This window comes from Streptomyces pilosus (genome assembly GCF_014649835.1).
Lineage (GTDB): Bacteria > Actinomycetota > Actinomycetes > Streptomycetales > Streptomycetaceae > Streptomyces > Streptomyces pilosus.
The window spans coordinates 65,830-83,106 of sequence record NZ_BMTU01000003.1; the positions used below are offsets into that span (position 1 = coordinate 65,830).

Genomic DNA, 17,277 nt, shown 5'->3' on the forward strand with positions numbered 1-17,277 from the left:
AGAGGTGATCCGCACGAGGGGACCCGGTGCCCGTGGCACGACGAAGCCCCCGCCCGGCGGACCGGGCGGGGGCTTCGTGCGGAAGGGGCGGGGAGATCAGGCCAGCAGCGCCGGGATGGTCCCCTCGTGGGCCTCGCGCAGCTCGGTCAGGGTCAGCGCGAACTCGCCCTGGACCTCGACCGTGTCGCCGTCCACGACGCCGATGCGGGTGGCCGGGAGGCCGCGCGCACCGCACATGTCGGTGAAGCGGACCTCCTCCGAGCGCGGCACGGCGACGATCGCCCGGCCGGCCGACTCGGAGAACAGGAAGGTGAAGGCGTCCAGCCCGTCCGGGACGACCAGACGCACGCCCTTCCCGCCGAGCAGCGCCGACTCGACGACCGCCTGGACCAGACCGCCGTCCGACAGGTCGTGCGCGGCGTCGATCATGCCGTCGCGGGAGGCGGAGATCAGGATCTCGCCGAGCAGCCGCTCGCGCTCCAGGTCGACCATGGGCGGCAGGCCGCCGAGGTGGTCGTGGACGACCTGGGACCAGGCCGAGCCGCCGAACTCCTCACGGGTGTCGCCGAGGAGGTAGACCAGCTGCCCCTCCTCCCGGAAGGCGACCGGCGTGCGGCGGGCCACGTCGTCGATGACGCCGAGGACCGCGACCACCGGGGTCGGGTGGATGGCGGCCTCGCCCGTCTGGTTGTAGAGGGAGACGTTGCCGCCGGTCACCGGGGTGCCGAGCTGCCGGCAGCCGTCCGCCAGGCCGCGCACGGCCTCGGCGAACTGCCACATGACCGCCGGGTCCTCCGGCGAGCCGAAGTTCAGGCAGTCGGAGACGGCCAGCGGCTTGGCGCCGGTCGTCGCCACGTTGCGGTAGGCCTCGGCGAGGGCCAGCTGGGCGCCGGCGTACGGGTCGAGCTTGGCGTAGCGCCCGTTGCCGTCGGTGGCGATCGCGACGCCGAGGCCGGACGCCTCGTCGATGCGGATCATGCCGGAGTCCTCGGGCTGGGCGAGGACGGTGTTGCCCTGCACGAAGTGGTCGTACTGCTGGGTGATCCACTGCTTGGACGCCTGGTTGGGCGATCCCACCAGCTTCAGGACCTGGTCCTTCAGCTCGGCGGAGGTCTCCGGGCGGGGCAGCTTGTTCGCGTCGTCCGCCTGGAGTTCGTCCTGCCAGGACGGGCGGGCGTAGGGGCGCTCGTAGACCGGGCCGTCGTGGGCGACCGTGCGCGGGTCGACGTCGACGATCTTGCCGCCGTGCCAGAAGATCTCCAGGCGGTCGCCGTCGGTCACCTCACCGATGACGGTGGCGATGACGTCCCACTTGTCGCAGATCTCGAGGAACCGGTCGACCTTCTCCGGCTCGACGACCGCGCACATGCGCTCCTGCGACTCGCTCATGAGGATCTCCTCGGGCGAGAGCGTCGAGTCGCGCAGCGGCACGTCGTCGAGGGTGACGCGCATGCCTCCGGAGCCGTTGGAGGCCAGCTCGGAGGTGGCGCAGGACAGGCCGGCCGCGCCGAGGTCCTGGATGCCGACGACCAGCTTCTCGGCGAACGCCTCCAGGGTGCACTCGATGAGCAGCTTCTCCTGGAAGGGGTCGCCGACCTGGACGGCCGGACGCTTGGAGGGCTTGGCGTCGTCGAAGGTCTCGGAGGCCAGGATCGAGGCACCGCCAATGCCGTCGCCGCCGGTGCGGGCGCCGTACAGGATGACCTTGTTGCCCGCGCCGGACGCCTTGGCGAGGTGGATGTCCTCGTGCCGCATCACCCCGATGGCTCCGGCGTTGACCAGCGGGTTGCCCTGGTAGCAGGAGTCGAAGACGACCTCGCCGCCGATGTTGGGCAGGCCCAGGCAGTTGCCGTAGCCGCCGATGCCGGCGACGACGCCCGGGAGGACGCGCTTGGTGTCGGGGTGGTCGGCGGCACCGAAGCGCAGCGGGTCCACCACGGCGACCGGGCGGGCGCCCATCGCGATGATGTCGCGGACGATGCCGCCGACGCCCGTGGCCGCGCCCTGGTAGGGCTCGACGTAGGAGGGGTGATTGTGCGACTCGACCTTGAAGGTGACCGCGTAGCCCTGGCCGACGTCGACCACGCCGGCGTTCTCGCCGATGCCCACGAGGAGGGCGTCGGACTCGGGGGCCTTCTCGCCGAACTGGCGCAGGTGGACCTTGCTGCTCTTGTACGAGCAGTGCTCGGACCACATCACCGAGTACATGGCGAGCTCGGCACCGGTCGGGCGGCGGCCGAGGATCTCCACCACCCGCTCGTACTCGTCCTTCTTCAGGCCCAGTTCGGCCCAGGGCAGCTCGACGTCGGGGGTCGCGGCCGCGTGCTCGACCGTGTCCAGAGGCGTCCGGCTCATGCGTTGACCAGCTTCTTGAGGATCGAGGTGAAGAAGGGGAGACCGTCGGTACGGCCCGTGCCGATCAGCGGCTCGACGGCGTGCTCCGGGTGCGGCATCAGGCCGACGACGTTGCCCGCGGCGTTGGTGATGCCCGCGATGTCGTTGAGCGAGCCGTTGGGGTTGAGGTCCAGGTAGCGGAAGGCGACCCGGCCCTCGGCCTCCAGCTCGTCCAGCGTCCGCCGGTCGGCGACGTAGCGGCCGTCCATGTTCTTCAGCGGGATGTGGATCTCCTGCCCGGCCGTGTAGTCGGCGGTCCAGGCGGTGTCCGCGTTCTCCACCCGCAGCTTCTGGTCGCGGCAGATGAAGTGCAGGTGGTCGTTGCCCAGCATGCCGCCGGGGAGCAGGTGCGCCTCGGTGAGGATCTGGAAGCCGTTGCAGATGCCGAGCACGGGCATGCCCGCCCTGGCCTGGTCGATGACGGTGTCCATCACCGGCGAGAAGCGCGCGATGGCGCCGGCGCGCAGATAGTCGCCGTAGGAGAAACCGCCGCAGAGCACCACGGCGTCGACCTGCTTGAGGTCCTTGTCCTTGTGCCAGAGGGCGACCGGTTCGGCGCCGGCGACACGGATCGCGCGCTGCGTGTCCCGGTCGTCGAGGCTGCCCGGGAAAGTGACGACGCCAATACGAGCGGTCACTTCGCGGCCTCCGCGACTTCCTCGACCCGTACGGTGAAGTCCTCGATCACGGTGTTGGCGAGGAAGGATTCCGCAAGATCGTGGATACGGGCGAGCGCGGCCTCGTCGACCGGCCCGTCAACTTCCAGTTCGAATCGCTTTCCCTGACGGACGTCCGAGATCCCCTCGAAACCCAGTCGCGGCAGTGCGCGCTGCACCGCCTGGCCCTGGGGGTCGAGGATCTCCGGCTTGAGCATGACGTCGACTACGACGCGTGCCACTGGCACTCCCGGTGTGTGGTGCTGAGCAGGTTCCTTCAGACTACCCGCACAAAATTTCTACGCGGGTAGAGTTGTAGGAATCTACGTGAGCCCCATCACGATCCGGCATCGCCGGGAGGCTCTTGGGAAAAGATCCGGGAAAGATCCGTGTTCCCTCCCACATCTCTATTGCGCCACGGACACGCGGACAGATTTAGTCGGTCTTCACAATGCTTTGCCGGGCACTGTACAAATGAATTGTCATTAGCAGATACTTTGCCCGATTACAGGCGAACAGCCGACATCTCGGCGACGTACCGGCACGTCATCACGGACGTACGGACGAGAGGTGTCGCACGAAGGGACCGATATTCGTGGCGCAGAAGGTCGTGGTCACTCTCTTTGACGACATCGACGGCTCGGAAGCGGCGGAAACGATCGCCTTCGGCCTGGACGGCAAGTCGTACGAGATCGACCTCAATGAAGCCAATGCCAGGAAACTGCGGCAGGCTCTCGAGCCCTACGTGGACGCCGGCCGCAAGCGGTCGCGCTCCGGCAGGGCGTATCAGCAGACGGAGGTCGCCCCCGACCCGGCCGCCGTGCGCGCCTGGGCCCAGGCGAACCGGATGGACGTCCCCGCGCGGGGACGGATCCCCAAGAAGGTCTACGAGGCGTTCGCCGCGGCGCGGTGAGCCCGTCGCCCGCGCGGTCCCGGGGCTCGATCGGGTGACGCCGGGTGCGGCGGCCTGACGCACCGGGAGCCCGGTCGGGTGACGGGTCCCGGGGGCCGCCGGGGCGACCCGGCCGACGGCCGGTCACCCGGCCCTCCCGGCAACCGACTTGCGCAGCACCCCCGCTGATCAGCTAGAGTCTGGAGCACGCCGAGGGGCAAGGCCGAGAAGGCCCGGCCCACGGAGTACATGCGGGTGTAGTTCAGTAGTAGAACATCCCCCTTCCAGGGGGAAGGCGCAGTGTGCAATTCCTGTCACCCGCTCTGCACCGCCGTACCGATCATCGTTGCCGATCAGGTAGGCTGGTGCCCGCGCCGATCGGTGAGAGCCGGTCGGAGGCAATGCGGACGTAGCTCAGTTGGTAGAGCGCAACCTTGCCAAGGTTGAGGTCGCGAGTTCGAGCCTCGTCGTCCGCTCAGAATGAGACCCCGGTCCCACGGACCGGGGTCTTTCGCATGCCCGGACCCGTCTGACATTTGTCATGTCCGGCGATGACAGCCCGCACTGCCCCAGCCTCTCCGCTGCGGCGATGATCGAGGCATGGAAGCGAACGAACACGAACACGTGATTGAGGTCACCGACCTGCGGCGTGTCTACGGGGGCGGGTTCGAAGCGGTGCGCGGCGTCGACTTCTCCGTGCGGCGCGGCGAGATCTTCGCGCTGCTGGGGACCAACGGCGCGGGCAAGACCTCCACCGTCGAACTGCTGGAAGGGCTCGCCGCCCCGGCCGGCGGACGCATCCGGGTCCTCGGCCACGACCCGTACACCGAGCGCGCCGCCGTACGCCCCCGCACCGGCGTGATGCTCCAGGAGGGAGGCTTTCCCTCCGAGCTGACCGTCGCGGAGACCGCGCGGATGTGGGCGGGCTGCGTCAGCGGGGCACGCCCCGAGCTGGAAGTGCTCACGCTGGTCGGTCTGAAGACGAAGACCGGCGTCCGTGTGAAGCAGCTCTCCGGCGGACAGCGGCGCCGTCTGGACCTCGCGCTCGCCCTGCTCGGCGACCCCGAGGTGCTCTTCCTCGACGAGCCGACCACCGGACTCGACCCCGAAGGCCGCCGTGAGACCTGGGAGTTGGTGAGCGCCCTGCGCGACCGCGGCACGACCGTGCTGCTCACCACGCACTACCTCGAGGAAGCCGAGTTCCTCGCCGACCGGCTCGCGATCATGCATGAGGGCCGCATCGCCGTCACCGGCACCCCGGCCGAGGTGACCGCCTCCGAACCGTCCCGGATCTCCTTCGAACTGCCCGAGGGCTACTTCGTGGGCGATCTGCCGCCGCTCGCCGAACTGGGCGTGAGCGACCACACGGTCGACGGCCGGACGGTCCGGCTGCGCACCCACGAACTGCAGCGCGCCGCCACCGGGCTGCTGGTGTGGGCCGAACGCGCCGGAGTGGAACTGCACCGGCTGGACGTGCGTTCGGCGTCCCTGGAGGAGGCGTTCCTCGGGATCGCCAAGGAGGCGGCCGCGGGGGCGGCGCCGACGAAGGAGTACGCGGCATGAGCACCACCGTCACCACCCCGATGAGCCGGATGACCGCGCTCGCCCGGGCCGAACTGACCCTGCTGGGCCGGACCAAGGGAACCCTCTTCGCCGCCCTGTTCGTGCCACTGGTGCTGCCGGTGAGCGCCCGTGAGGCGGCCGGGGAGATGGATCTCGCCGGGGCCGGCCTCACCATCGGCACCGTCGTGCTGCCGGCCGCGATCGGCTTCTCCCTGCTGTTCGCGGTCTACTCGGCGCTCGTCGGCTCCCTCGTCGCCCGACGCGAGGAACTCGTCCTCAAGCGGCTGCGCACCGGCGAGCTCCGGGACGGCGAGATCCTCGCCGGCTCCGCGCTGCCGGCGGCCGCGACGGGCCTGGTGCAGTCGCTCCTGCTGGCGGCCGGCTGTTTCGTCCTGCTCGACATGTCGGCCCCGCCGGCCGTGTACCTGTCGGTGCTGGGCCTGCTTTTGGGGCTGGTGATGTGCGTGGGACTCGCGACCGTCACCGCGAGTTTCACCCGGACGAGTGAGAGCGCCCAGGTCACCCCGATCCCGCTGATGTTCCTGTCGGTGATGGCCTCCGGGATGATGGTCCCCCTGGAGATCCTCCCCGAGAAGGTCGCCGCCGTCTGCGAGTTCCTGCCGCTGACCCCCGTCATGACCCTGGTGCGCGGCGGCTTCACCGGTGACCTGTCGGCGGGCGAGGTGCTGGGCGCCGTGGCCGTCGCGGTGGCCTGGACGGCGTTCACGGTGTTTGCTGTACGGCGCTGGTTCCGCTGGGAGCCGAGGCGCTGACGTACGGCGGGACGGGGAGCGCGAGGATGAGCAGGCCGGGCGGCTGGTGGGGGCGCAAGAGCACCCCCGCCAAGTTCGAGACGTACACCCGGTGGTCGTTCCACTTCATCGCGCTCACCGAGCTCTCGGTGGTCGCCGGGCCGCTGCTCGGACCGGTCGGAACGGGACCGGCCGCGCTGCTCACCTCCCTGGTGGTCGTGCACGGCCTGGTCTGCGGCGTGACCACCTCCCGGGCCCTGGACTGGCGGCTCGGCCGGCGGGAGCGGCCACTGCGGACCCTGTGGGCGTTCGGCGTCACCACCGCGGTGGTGGCCGTCACCGCGCTCGTCGTCGCCCGGCACGACCGGGGCGGTGACGACACCACGGCCGCCGCCGCGACCTTCTCCACCGTCATGATCTTCGGTGCCGGCGCGACCGCGGTCGTCCTGCGCGGGCGGCGGCGGGTGTTCGTCATGGTGGTGGCCTTCGCGGTGACGGCCGGGCTGATGTACCTGCTCGTCGGACTCCCCTGGCTCTCCGCACTGGTGGTGACCCCGCTGGTGTTCCTCGTCGGGGGCTTCTTCGCCTTCACCTACTCCTTCTCCGTCTGGCTGGTCAACGCCGTCTACGAGCTGGACGAGGCCCGCGAGACCCGCGCCCGGCTCGCCGTCGCCGAGGAACGGCTGCGGTTCGGGCGGGACCTGCACGACGTGATGGGGCGGAACCTGGCGGTGATCGCGCTGAAGAGCGAGCTGGCGGTCCAGCTGGCCCAGCGGGAACGGCCGGAGGCGGTGACCCAGATGGTGGAGGTGCAGCGCCTCGCGCACGAGGCGCAGCGGGAGGTGCGCGAGGTGGTCCGCGGCTACCGGGAGGCCGATCTCGGCAGTGAGCTGGCGGGCGCGCAGGGGGTGCTGACGGCCGCCGGCATCGACTGCACGGTCACCGGGCCGGTGACCGGATACCCGGCGCCGGTCCAGTCCGCGCTCGGGTGGGTGGTACGGGAGGCCGCCACGAACGTGCTGCGGCACGGGGACGCGCGGCGGTGCGCCATGGAACTGAAGGTACGGGAGGGGCGTGTGGTGCTGACGGTGGAGAACGACGGGGTGCCGCAGTCCGGTGGTCCGGGCGGCGGGGCCGGACTCGTCGGGCTGCGCGAGCGGCTCGCGGAGATCGGCGGGACGCTGCGGGCCGGGCCGGCCGGGGAGGGACGGTTCCTGCTGACCGCCGAGGTCCCGCTGCCCGCGCACTCCGGTGAGGCCGCCACCCCCGCGCCCGCGGGTGAGGCGGCACCGTGACCGGCCCCCGGCCCGTGCGGCTGCTGCTGGCCGACGACGAGCACCTGATCCGGGGCGCGCTGGCCGCGCTGCTGTCGCTCGAGGACGATCTGACGGTCGTCGCCGAGGCGGCCTCCGGGCCGGAGGCGCTGGCGATGGCCCGGGCGCACGCACCCGACGTGGCCGTGCTGGACCTGCAGATGCCGGGCGCCGACGGTGTGAAGGTCGCCACATCCCTGCGGACCGAGCTGCCCGGCTGCCGGGTGCTGATCGTGACCAGTCACGGACGTCCGGGACACCTGAAGCGGGCGCTTGCGGCCGGTGTGCGCGGGTTCGTCCCCAAGACCGTCAGCGCACAGCGCCTCGCCGAGATCATCCGCACGGTGCACGCGGGAAACCGTTACGTCGACCCCGAGTTGGCCGCCGACGCGATCGCCGCCGGCGACTCCCCGCTGACCGTGCGCGAGGCCGAGGTGCTGGAGCTGGCGGCGGACGGCGCGCCGGTCGCGGAGATCGCGGAGCGGGCCGCGCTGTCCCAGGGGACCGTGCGGAACTACCTCTCCTCCGCCGTCTCGAAGCTCGGTGCCGAGAACCGCCATGCCGCGGTGCGCCTCGCGCGGGAGCGAGGTTGGGTATAGTGGGTCTCGCGCCACGGCGCATGCGAACGTAGCTCAGTTGGTAGAGCGCAACCTTGCCAAGGTTGAGGTCGCGAGTTCGAACCTCGTCGTTCGCTCGGCATCAAGGGCCCCGGTCATCGACCGGGGCCCTTGTCGTGCGCGTCCGCCGTGGGCGGCCGGGCCCCGAGGGGCCCGGCCGCCCAGCGGTCAGCTCCAGGTGGTGCCGGTCAACCGCTCGTACGCCTCCACGTACTTGGCCCGGGTGGCGTCCACCACGTGCTGCGGCAGCGCCGGCGGGGGCTGCTCGCTCCGGCGGTCCCAGCCCGACTCGGCCGAGGTGAGCCAGTCCCGTACGAACTGCTTGTCGTACGAGGGCTGGGCGTGGCCCGGCTCCCACCGGTCGGCCGGCCAGAAGCGGGAGGAGTCCGGGGTGAGCACCTCGTCGGCGACGACCAGGGTCTCGCCGTCGAAGCCGAACTCGAACTTGGTGTCGGCGAGGACGATGCCCCGCTCGCGCGCGATGTTCCGGGCGCGGGAGTAGGCGGCGAGGGTCGCCTGGCGCAGCTGGGCGGCGGTCTCCGCGCCGACCTGGCGGGCGACCTCCTCGTAGGAGACGTTCTCGTCGTGCTCGCCGACGGCGGCCTTGGTGGCCGGGGTGAAGATGGGGGCGGGCAGTTCCGAGCCGTCGACCAGGCCCTCGGGGAGGGCGAGGCCGCACACCGTGCGCGTCTCGGCGTACTCGGTCAGTCCGGAGCCGGTGAGGTAGCCGCGGGCCACGCACTCCACGGGGACCATGTCCAGCGACTTGCAGACGAGGGTGCGGCCGGCCCAGTCGGCGGGGGCGCCGGCCGGGGGCTCGGTGCCGAGGACGTGGTGCGGCAGCAGGTCGGCGAGCTGGTCGAACCACCACAGGGACAGCTGGGTGAGGACCCGGCCCTTGTCGGGGATCTCGGTGGGCAGCACCCAGTCGTAGGCGGAGATGCGGTCACTGGCGACCATCACGAGCTCGCCCGCCTCGTTCCGGTACAGCTCGCGCACCTTGCCGGTGTGCAGGTGCACCAGGCCCGGAACCTGGATCGGTTCGGGCTTCTCTACGAATCCGGACACGGTTCCTCCCCGTGGTTTGGTCCAATGGCTCGATTGTCCCGTACGGGGCGATCGGCCGCGGCCGCGGGTCAGTCGCGTTTGCAGATGCGGTCCAGGAGGTTGGCGGTGGCGCGCTGGACGCGGGGGTCGACGTGACCCGGGCGGTCCAGGGCCGGTGACCAGGCGAAGGTGCCGGCGGCGAAGACCCAGGCGCCGGAGGGGGCCCGGTAGAGGGAGGTCTCCTGGTGTCGCCGGGTGCCCGCCCGGTCGGTGTAGGGGGAATGCGCGAGCAGCACCCGCTCCTCGTGCCCGGGCAGCGGGGTGCGCGGGTAGTAGCGGTCGGCCTCGCCCGCGACCAGGCCCTCGATGCCGTCGCCCTCGTGGGCGCCGGTCGCCTCCCACATCCAGTGGTCCGCGTTGCGCACGATCAGCGGGTGCGGGTGCGGGACCTGACCGGCGTACTGGATGCCGAGCAGTTGCTGTTCGGCGCGGTCGATCTCCCGCCACAGCACCGGTTTGCCCGGGCCCCGTCGCTTGCGGCAGGTCAGCAGGCGGTCGGGGCCGGAGGGTGAGGGGGCGAGCTCGACCTGCCAGTACAGCGTGTTGGCGGACAGGAAGACCAGGGACGTGCCGTGGGCGCGGGCGCGCTCCACCGCGGCCCGCATGGGCACCGACCAGTACTCGTCGTGGCCGGGGAAGATCAGGCCCCGGTAGCGGGTGGGGTCGACCCGGCCGGCGTGCAGGTCGCGGGCGTCGGCGTAGGCGAGGTCGTAGCCGTAGCGCTCGGCCCAGCGGATGACGTCGTAGGCGTGACCCACGTGCAGCGGCAGGCCCGCGCCCGCGTAGGGGCGGTCGAAGGAGACGGTAGTGGCGGCGTCGGACTCGCCGAGGAGCCTGCCCTGCTCGTCCCAGGCGTGGTAGAGGCTCGCACCGGTGCGGCCGTCCTCCGGGTAGAGGTTGTACGCCTGCCAGGTGACGTCGGGCAGGACGAGGAGGAGGTCGGCGGGGCGGTCGTCGCGGACGGTGAACGGGATGTGGGAGCGGTGGCCGTCGGCCGTGGTGAGCACGGCGACGTACGCGCCGACACTCCAGTACGACGGGACGGGCAGCCGCCAGGAGAGCCACCAGTGGTGGCAGGAGACGGTGCGGTCGGCGGTGAGCGGCGGGGGCTGCACGATGCCGGACAGGCGGGGGCTCGAGGTGATCTTCGTGGCACCGTCGCCGCTGTAGTGGCCGATGCGGTAGACGTCGACGCCGAACTCCTGGGGCGGGTCGACGGTGACGTGGAAGTCGATGGACTCGCCGGGGGCGACGGCGCCGGCCGAGGTGAACCCCTTGATCTGGCGGCGCACGTCGTCGGCGGCGCGGGGGCCGACGGAGGAGCGGGGGGCGGGGACCCTGCGGCCGCCCTGCCGGGGCAGACGGGCCGCCCGGTCGGTGTGCGGTGCCGGGTCCAGGTCCGTGTCCGGGTCCACGTACCAGGGGACGACCTGGCCGCTGTCGCCGAAGTACGTCTCGCTGCCGCGCAGCCACGGGAGCGGCCCCTGCCCGAAGGGGTCGTTCACGGCGTGCGCCAGCGCTCCCGACTCCCAGCGGCGAATCTGCTCCGAGCCCATGATCGCTCCCCTCCCTCGTGCCCCGGTTGCGATGCGGTGCGTGGTGCTGTCCGGCAGTCACCGGACGGGTGAGGCGTGGCGCCAGTTATGTGTTTGTCGTATGTCGCTTGCTCTTGCCAGCGAACTCGAACGGTCCAAGCACATCACATAACGCGCGCAGTCCGTCACCGTTCGTTTTGAATTGACCGAAAGCGGAGGGGTGGACTCCAGGGGGTGGGGAGACCGGCGGGGCCGCCGGCCTCAGACGAGCCGTACCGGCTTCTCGGGGCGTATGCCGTGCCGGGTCAGCCAGAGGCGGAGGCCGGCCGGGTCGCCGTCCTCGATCAGGGCCAGGACCTGGGGCGACAGGTCCGCCGCCCGCACACCGTCGACGAGCAGCGTCGGCCCGTCCAGCCAGTCGAGCCCGGGGACGGCGCCCGCGGTGTCCATCGCCGCGCAGCAGACCATCGCCGTGATGTGGTCGGCGAGCAGCTCCCGCGCGGTGCGCGGCGACTGGAGCGGGAACAGGGGCAGCGGCCGGTCGTCCCGGAGGGGGGCGGCCGCGTCCGGGCCGGCGGACGGTACGGCGCCTTCCTGACCGGCCGCCGGGGAGGACCGGGCGGCGGAGGCCGGGGCCCTCTCCTCGCGTGCGAGCTCGGCGCTCAGCCGGGCGGCCAGAGCGGCACTGCGCGCGGTGGTGCCGGACAGGTCGTCGTCCTCCTCGCCGCCGGTCCTGCCGCCGGTCTCGCCGTCGGCCGGGGCGGAGGCGAGGGCGGGGGCGGGGACGGGGACGGCGACCGGGTACGGCGGGGGCGGTTCTGCGGGTGCCTCCCGGGTGGCCAGGTGGACCAGCACGCGGGTCAGGGTCGGCCCGTCCGGGGCGGCGGGGTCGATGTGGGCCGGGGGGACGTGGAGGGCGTCCAGGACGCGATGGAGGCGGGCGGCGTCGGTCCGCCACTTGCGGTCGACGACCTCCTCCGGATAGTCGCCCCAGGGGACCGGGGACCAGGCGGGCCCGGTCTGCGCGGGCCCCCCGTGGAAGAGACGGGCGGCGAGCAGCGAGGTGGCCTCGTCCACGGTGCCGGGCTCTTCGAGCAGGTCACAGGCGGGACGCTCGCCGAGGCGGGAGGCGAAGCCCTCCGCCAGCCGGTCCCGGCGCGAGAGCTCGGTGAGCGCCGCCACCACGCCCGCGTTCAGCCGCGACGGCCAGCGGCCCATCCGCCAGGCGGGCAGCGCGACCCGGGTGAGCAGCCGGTCCCAGCCCGCGTACGCCAGGCCCACCTGCTCCTGGGCGACGATCCGCAGCCCGTAGTCCACAGCCTGTGCACGGTCGGCGGCGGCCGCCGCGACCCCGCGCTCCATCTCGGCCGCGTGCACCCGGCACCCGGACAGCAGCAGCCGGGCCGCCCAACCGACGACCGCGAGCACCCCGCGGGCCACCGGTCCGCGCCGCGGCGCCGAGGCCACGGCCACCGCGGCGTCCAGCCCCTGCACGAACCGCCGGGCGGCGGCTATGTCCGGGTGCGCCGAGGGTCCCGTACCGGCGACGACCGGGGCGAGGACCGCGCGCAGCTCACCCACCCGCATCCACCACAGGAACGGCGAGCCGATCACCAGCACGGGCGCCGCGGGGGCTCCGCGCGGGGGCCGGCCCGCGCCCGCCACGTCGTCGTGCTCCTCGGCGGGCGGCGGACCGTGGGCCGGGTGGGTGCGGTCCTCCAGCCAGCTGTCGCAGTCCGGGGTGAGCGCTATCGCCGACGGTGCCGGGACGTCGAGCCGGTCCGCCAGGTCACGCACCATCCGGTACAGATCGGGGGCCGCCTCCTCGGCGACCGGCACCGTGGGACTCATGGCGGGCCGGGCCCGGGCGACGACCAGGGCGACTCCGGCGGCGAGGAGCAGGACGAGCACCGCGAGGGGGGTGAGCACCCGGCGGGCGAGGTCCCAGCCGGCGCCCGTGAGGTGGCCGGCGGAGCCACCGACGAGGAGGATCACGGCGCAGGCGGCCGGCAGCAGCGCGACGGCCAGCGCCCGGCTGCGGACCCGCAGCACGGACAGCGCCCGGGACCGCGCGCTCGGTCCCCCCGACTCGCCTGCTCCCATGCGGCTTCCGCTCATGATCCGACGTCACCCCCTCCCGGCTCCGGACCCGGTCCTGGCATTGCCCATCCCCCCACTGTGGCACCCGCCACTGACATCGCAATGCCGATGGGCCAAGTGCCGGAACCGGGTCCGGAACGCTTGCGCGGCACCCTAGTTGGGGCCCCGGTTCACGTCAGCCGGATGGCCTATCGGTCACTCGATGGAATGGCTTTGGGGAGAGCTGGACGACGGACGGCAAGGGTCAGGCCCCGGATCCTGAGACGGATCCGGGGCCTGCGGGGTTCATCGGTGTCCGGCCCGGCGCGCTACGCGTCCCGCGCGTCCCGTGCCGCCTTCGCCGCGATGTCCGTGCGGTGCCGGGAGCCGTCGAGGCCGATCCGGGAGACGGCACGGTAGGCGCGGTCGCGGGCCTCGGTGAGGTCCTTGCCGGTCGCCGTGACGGACAGCACGCGCCCGCCAGCGCTGACGACGGCGTCGCCCTCGCGCCGCGTCCCGGCGTGCAGGACGTACGCGTGCGGGGCGTCCTGGGCGGCGACCTCGTCCAGGCCGGTGATCGGGTCGCCGGTGCGCGGGGTGCCGGGGTAGTTGTGCGAGGCGACGACCACGGTGACCGCGGCCTCGTCGCTCCAGCGCGTCGGCTCCAGGTGGGCGAGGTTGCCGGTGGCCGCGGCCATCAGGACGCCGCCGAGCGGGGTCTTCAGCCGGGCCAGGACGACCTGGGTCTCGGGGTCGCCGAAGCGGGCGTTGAACTCGATCACGCGGACCCCGCGCGAGGTGATCGCCAGACCGGCGTAGAGCAGTCCGGAGAACGGGGTGCCGCGGCGCCGCATCTCGTCCACGGTCGGCTGGAGGACCGTCTCCACGACCTCGTCGACCAGCTTGGGGTCGGCCCACGGGAGCGGGGAGTACGCCCCCATGCCGCCGGTGTTCGGGCCCTCGTCGCCGTCCAGCGCGCGCTTGAAGTCCTGGGCGGGCTGGAGGGGCACGACGGTCTCGCCGTCGGTGATGGCGAAGAGGGAGACCTCGGGGCCGTCGAGGAACTCCTCGATGACCACGCGCTCGCAGCCGCGGGCGTGGGCCCGGGCCGCCTCGATGTCGGCGGTGACGACGACGCCCTTGCCGGCCGCGAGTCCGTCGTCCTTGACGACGTAGGGGGCGCCGAACGCCTGGAGGGCCGCGTCGGCCTCCTCGGGCGTCACGCAGACGTACGAGCGGGCGGTGGGCACCCCGGCCCCCGCCATGACGTCCTTGGCGAAGGCCTTGGAGCCCTCGAGCTGCGCGGCCTCCTTGGAGGGGCCGAAGACCGGGATGCCCGCGTCGCGCATGGCGTCGGCGACACCGGCGACCAGGGGCGCCTCCGGGCCGACCACCACGAGGTCCGCGTCGAGCCGCTTGGCCAGCGCGGACACGGCGGCGCCGTCGAGGGCGTCGACCTGGTGCAGCTCGGCGACCTCGGCGATGCCTGCGTTGCCGGGCGCGCAGTGCAGCGCGGTGACGTCGGGATCGAGGGACAGGGAGTGGCACAGGGCGTGTTCGCGGGCGCCGCTGCCGATGACGAGGACCTTCACGGGGGTCAGCCTAACGGGAGACGGCGCGTCCCCTTGTACGGGCTTCCGAAGGGAAGGGCGGGAGCGGTTCGTACGTTCCTCCATGAGCGAGCCCGGCACGGGCCGTCCCCGGCCCGTCACGGGGCCCTCCGGGCTACTCGTTCGTGATCTCCTCGACGACCGTCGCGCCCAGCTCCCGCACGAGCAGTTCCTTCCCGGACAGGGCGGACTCGTCCAGGTCGGGGTCGTCGTCCTCCGGGATGTCGTCCTCGGGTGAGACCGGGGCCGGCGGCTCCGGCGCGGGCGGGCGGGGAGCCGGGGCGGGGGCGGCCGGACCGGGCGGTCCCGCCGGCCGGTCGGCCGTCGGCGCGCTCGGCCGGGGTGCGGACGGGCGCGGAGCGGCCTCGGGGGACCCGTAGCCGCCACCACCGCCGCCGTAACCGCCGGGCGGCCCGGCGGGAGCGGGGGCCACCGCGCCGCCGCCGGAGGGATCGACGACCGCCTCGATCTTCCACTGCACGTGGAACTGCTCGGCCAGCGCCTGGCGCAGCACGTCCTCGCTGCCGCTGCTGAGGAAGTTGTCCCGCGCGCCCGCGTTGACGAAGCCGAGCTGGAGGGTGGTGCCGTCGAAGCCGGTCACCTGGGCGTTCTGGCTGAGCAGGATCCAGGTGAAGCGGCGGCGGTTCTTGACCGTCTCCAGGATGTTCGGCCAGAGCGTGCGGGGGTCGGGACCCCCACCGGCCGGGGCCGTGGGGGCCGGCGCCGCTGCCGCCTGGGCCGCGGGAGCGGGGGCCGGAGCGGGCGCGGGGGCGGACGTGGGTGCGGGGGCGCTCGGCGCCGGCGGCCGTCCGCCGCCTCCCGTCGGGGCGGCCGTGGGCCAGCCGCCGGGCCGGCGGCCGGCCGCACCCCCCGCGGGGGCCGCGGTGGGCCAGGCTCCGGGCGCCGCGGCCGGGGCGCCGGGTGCGGCTGCCGCAGGTGCGACCGGTTGCTCGGCGGCGGGCGCGGGTGCGGCCGGTGCGGGTGCGGCGGCCGGGGACGGGGCGGCCCGGACCGGAGCGGGAGCGGGTGGCGTGGGGGCGGGCGCGGCCGGTCCCGGACCGCGGACGGCGGCCCGGGCCGCGGCGGGCCCGCCTCCCGGCCCGACGGAGCCCTGATCCGGCGCTGCTCCTCCCCCGTGCGCCTCGGGACCGGGCACGTACCCGGCCGCGGGCGTCCCGACGGCGCCGGCCGCCCCCGGGGTGAAGTTCACCCCGCGCTCGATGCGGTCCAGCCGGGCCATCACCGAGCGCTCGTCGCCGTACGCGGCGGGGAGCATCACGCGCGCGCAGATCAGCTCGAGCTGGAGCCGCGGCGAGGTGGCGCCGCGCATCTCGGTGAGCCCCTCGTTGACGATGTCGGCGGCACGGGTGAGCTCGGCGGGGCCGAAGGTGCCCGCCTGGGCCTGCATCCGCTCGATGACGTCGGCGGGGGCGTCGATGAGCCCCTTCTCGGCGGCGTCGGGCACCGCGGCCAGGATGACGAGGTCCCGCAGCCGCTCCAGCAGGTCGGCGACGAACCGGCGCGGATCGTTGCCCCCCTCGATCACCCGGTCGACGACCTCGAAGGCGGCGGCCCCGTCACCGGTCGCGAAGGCCTCGACGACGGAGTCGAGCAGCGAGCCGTCGGTGTACCCGAGCAGGGAGGTCGCCATGGCGTACGTCACACCCTGCTCACCGGCGCCGGCGAGCAGCTGGTCCATGACGGACATCGAGTCACGCACGGACCCGGCGCCGGCCCGCACGACGAGCGGCAGCACACCCTCCTCGACCGGGATGTCCTCCTTGCCGCACACCTCGCCGAGGTAGTCCCGCAGGGTGCCGGGCGGCACCAGCCGGAACGGGTAGTGGTGCGTGCGCGACCGGATGGTCCCGATGACCTTCTCGGGCTCCGTGGTGGCGAAGATGAACTTCAGATGCTCCGGGGGCTCCTCGACGACCTTGAGCAGCGCGTTGAAACCGGCCGACGTGACCATGTGGGCCTCGTCGATGATGTAGATCTTGTAGCGGCTGCCCGCGGGCCCGAAGAACGCCTTCTCGCGCAGGTCACGGGCGTCGTCCACACCACCGTGGGAAGCGGCGTCGATCTCGATGACGTCGATCGATCCCGGTCCGTTGCGCGCGAGGTCCTGGCAGGACTGGCAGGTGCCGCACGGCGTCGGCGTCGGCCCCTGCTCGCAGTTCAGGCACCGCGCGAGGATGCGGGCGCTGGTCGTCTTGCCGCAGCCGCGCGGACCGCTGAACAGGTACGCGTGATTGACCCGGTTGTTCCGCAGCGCCTGCTGCAACGGGTCGGTGACATGCTCCTGCCCAATGACCTCGGCGAACGACTCCGGGCGATAGCGGCGGTACAACGCGAGAGACGACACGCATACGAGGTTATAGGCGGCCACCGACAACCGGACCGGCCGCTCGGGAACGCAAGCGCCCCCCACGCACCCGCCAGAGCCGACCTACCCTTGCTGCCTTCCGGCCCTGGGGGAGTTCAGTCAGATAGCGCCGCGTGAGGGGCTACGCAGAGGCTACCCCATGTCGGGGGCGGGGAACGAGTTCGCGAGCACTCCTCTCGGTCATGTAATGTTCCCAGCGGAGGATTCGCCTAGAGGCCTAGGGCGCACGCTTGGAAAGCGTGTTGGGGGCAACCCCTCACGAGTTCGAATCTCGTATCCTCCGCCAGTGCCTCACCGGGCACGAAGTCGAAGGGCCCCCTGGAAACAGGGGGCCCTTCGACGTTCCCGTGGCGCGCGCCCCCACGCGATCACC

13 protein-coding genes, 4 tRNA genes and 1 other RNA gene are annotated in these 17,277 nt (G+C 72.9%); 9 read left to right on the forward strand and 9 right to left on the reverse strand.

Going from position 1 to position 17,277, the window contains the following annotated elements; genetic code table 11:
- Window positions 1-96: 96 nt before the first annotated feature.
- From purL to purS, 3 genes are read right to left on the reverse strand one after another with little or no spacing between them, the layout of a single operon-like run.
- Window positions 97-2,355: a phosphoribosylformylglycinamidine synthase subunit PurL gene (purL, locus tag IE118_RS08560; RefSeq protein WP_189557093.1), complete on the reverse strand. Its 2,259-nt coding sequence runs from the start codon at window positions 2,353-2,355 to the stop codon at window positions 97-99.
- Entirely contained in the window at window positions 2,352-3,032 is a 681-nt protein-coding gene (gene purQ / locus IE118_RS08565; protein ID WP_189557095.1) for a phosphoribosylformylglycinamidine synthase subunit PurQ, read from the reverse strand. The genes purL and purQ overlap by 4 nt, the downstream gene beginning before the upstream one ends.
- On the reverse strand, window positions 3,029-3,292 hold the full coding sequence (purS, locus tag IE118_RS08570) for a phosphoribosylformylglycinamidine synthase subunit PurS (protein WP_006133353.1): 264 nt from the start codon (window positions 3,290-3,292) through the stop codon (window positions 3,029-3,031). The genes purQ and purS overlap by 4 nt, the downstream gene beginning before the upstream one ends.
- A gap of 353 nt (window positions 3,293-3,645) precedes the next feature.
- Here purS and IE118_RS08575 point away from each other — a divergent pair, with 353 nt between their 5' ends.
- The 8 genes from IE118_RS08575 (at window position 3,646) to IE118_RS08610 (ending at window position 8,264) form a co-directional block, all read left to right on the forward strand.
- Entirely contained in the window at window positions 3,646-3,963 is a 318-nt protein-coding gene (locus IE118_RS08575; RefSeq protein WP_189557097.1) for a histone-like nucleoid-structuring protein Lsr2, read from the forward strand.
- Between the two features lie 230 nt (window positions 3,964-4,193).
- Window positions 4,194-4,265, forward strand: a tRNA-Gly gene (locus IE118_RS08580).
- An 80-nt stretch (window positions 4,266-4,345) separates the two neighbouring features.
- Window positions 4,346-4,418 (forward strand) — tRNA-Gly (locus tag IE118_RS08585).
- Window positions 4,419-4,542: 124 nt separating this feature from the next.
- Window positions 4,543-5,505, forward strand: coding sequence for an ABC transporter ATP-binding protein (locus IE118_RS08590; protein WP_189557099.1), 963 nt, complete (start codon window positions 4,543-4,545; stop codon window positions 5,503-5,505).
- On the forward strand, window positions 5,502-6,278 hold the full coding sequence (locus IE118_RS08595; protein WP_189557101.1) for an ABC transporter permease: 777 nt from the start codon (window positions 5,502-5,504) through the stop codon (window positions 6,276-6,278). The genes IE118_RS08590 and IE118_RS08595 overlap by 4 nt, the downstream gene beginning before the upstream one ends.
- A gap of 26 nt (window positions 6,279-6,304) precedes the next feature.
- Window positions 6,305-7,552 carry a sensor histidine kinase gene (locus IE118_RS08600; RefSeq protein ID WP_189557103.1) on the forward strand — a complete coding sequence of 416 codons (1,248 nt, stop codon included), beginning with the start codon at window positions 6,305-6,307 and terminating at the stop codon, window positions 7,550-7,552.
- Window positions 7,549-8,169: a response regulator transcription factor gene (locus IE118_RS08605; protein WP_189557105.1), complete on the forward strand. Its 621-nt coding sequence runs from the start codon at window positions 7,549-7,551 to the stop codon at window positions 8,167-8,169. The genes IE118_RS08600 and IE118_RS08605 overlap by 4 nt, the downstream gene beginning before the upstream one ends.
- A 22-nt stretch (window positions 8,170-8,191) precedes the next feature.
- Window positions 8,192-8,264 (forward strand) — tRNA-Gly (locus IE118_RS08610).
- A gap of 91 nt (window positions 8,265-8,355) precedes the next feature.
- Here IE118_RS08610 and IE118_RS08615 read toward each other — a convergent pair.
- From IE118_RS08615 to ffs, 6 genes are all read right to left on the reverse strand, one after another.
- A complete protein-coding gene (locus IE118_RS08615) occupies window positions 8,356-9,255 on the reverse strand; it encodes a phosphoribosylaminoimidazolesuccinocarboxamide synthase (protein ID WP_189557107.1) in 900 nt (299 codons plus the stop codon).
- A 68-nt stretch (window positions 9,256-9,323) separates the two neighbouring features.
- Window positions 9,324-10,850 (reverse strand): N,N-dimethylformamidase beta subunit family domain-containing protein, encoded by a 1,527-nt coding sequence (locus IE118_RS08620; RefSeq protein WP_189557109.1) that lies wholly within the window; start codon window positions 10,848-10,850, stop codon window positions 9,324-9,326.
- A 240-nt stretch (window positions 10,851-11,090) separates the two neighbouring features.
- The gene (locus IE118_RS08625; protein ID WP_189557111.1) at window positions 11,091-12,947 is read right to left on the reverse strand and encodes a M48 family metalloprotease; all 1,857 of its coding nucleotides are present in this window, start codon (window positions 12,945-12,947) and stop codon (window positions 11,091-11,093) included.
- A 290-nt stretch (window positions 12,948-13,237) separates the two neighbouring features.
- A complete protein-coding gene (purD, locus tag IE118_RS08630) occupies window positions 13,238-14,500 on the reverse strand; it encodes a phosphoribosylamine--glycine ligase (RefSeq protein ID WP_189557113.1) in 1,263 nt (420 codons plus the stop codon).
- 133 nt (window positions 14,501-14,633) lie between these two features.
- Window positions 14,634-16,883 (reverse strand): DNA polymerase III subunit gamma and tau, encoded by a 2,250-nt coding sequence (locus IE118_RS08635; protein WP_189557115.1) that lies wholly within the window; start codon window positions 16,881-16,883, stop codon window positions 14,634-14,636.
- Window positions 16,884-16,931: 48 nt separating this feature from the next.
- Window positions 16,932-17,030: signal recognition particle sRNA small type (gene ffs, locus IE118_RS08640), an RNA gene on the reverse strand.
- Window positions 17,031-17,102: 72 nt separating this feature from the next.
- Between ffs and IE118_RS08645 the strand changes: the two genes are divergently transcribed.
- Window positions 17,103-17,190, forward strand: a tRNA-Ser gene (locus IE118_RS08645).
- The last annotated feature ends 87 nt before the right edge of the window (window positions 17,191-17,277 follow it).

Coding starts and splice junctions, on each gene's coding strand:
- purL (WP_189557093.1), bottom strand. CDS start 2,355: ATGAGCCGGACGCCTCTGGACACGGTCGAGCACGCGGCCGCGACCCCC.
- IE118_RS08590 (WP_189557099.1), top strand. CDS start 4,543: ATGGAAGCGAACGAACACGAACACGTGATTGAGGTCACCGACCTGCGG.
- IE118_RS08595 (WP_189557101.1), top strand. CDS start 5,502: ATGAGCACCACCGTCACCACCCCGATGAGCCGGATGACCGCGCTCGCC.
- IE118_RS08600 (WP_189557103.1), top strand. CDS start 6,305: ATGAGCAGGCCGGGCGGCTGGTGGGGGCGCAAGAGCACCCCCGCCAAG.
- IE118_RS08620 (WP_189557109.1), bottom strand. CDS start 10,850: ATGGGCTCGGAGCAGATTCGCCGCTGGGAGTCGGGAGCGCTGGCGCAC.
- IE118_RS08625 (WP_189557111.1), bottom strand. CDS start 12,947: ATGAGCGGAAGCCGCATGGGAGCAGGCGAGTCGGGGGGACCGAGCGCG.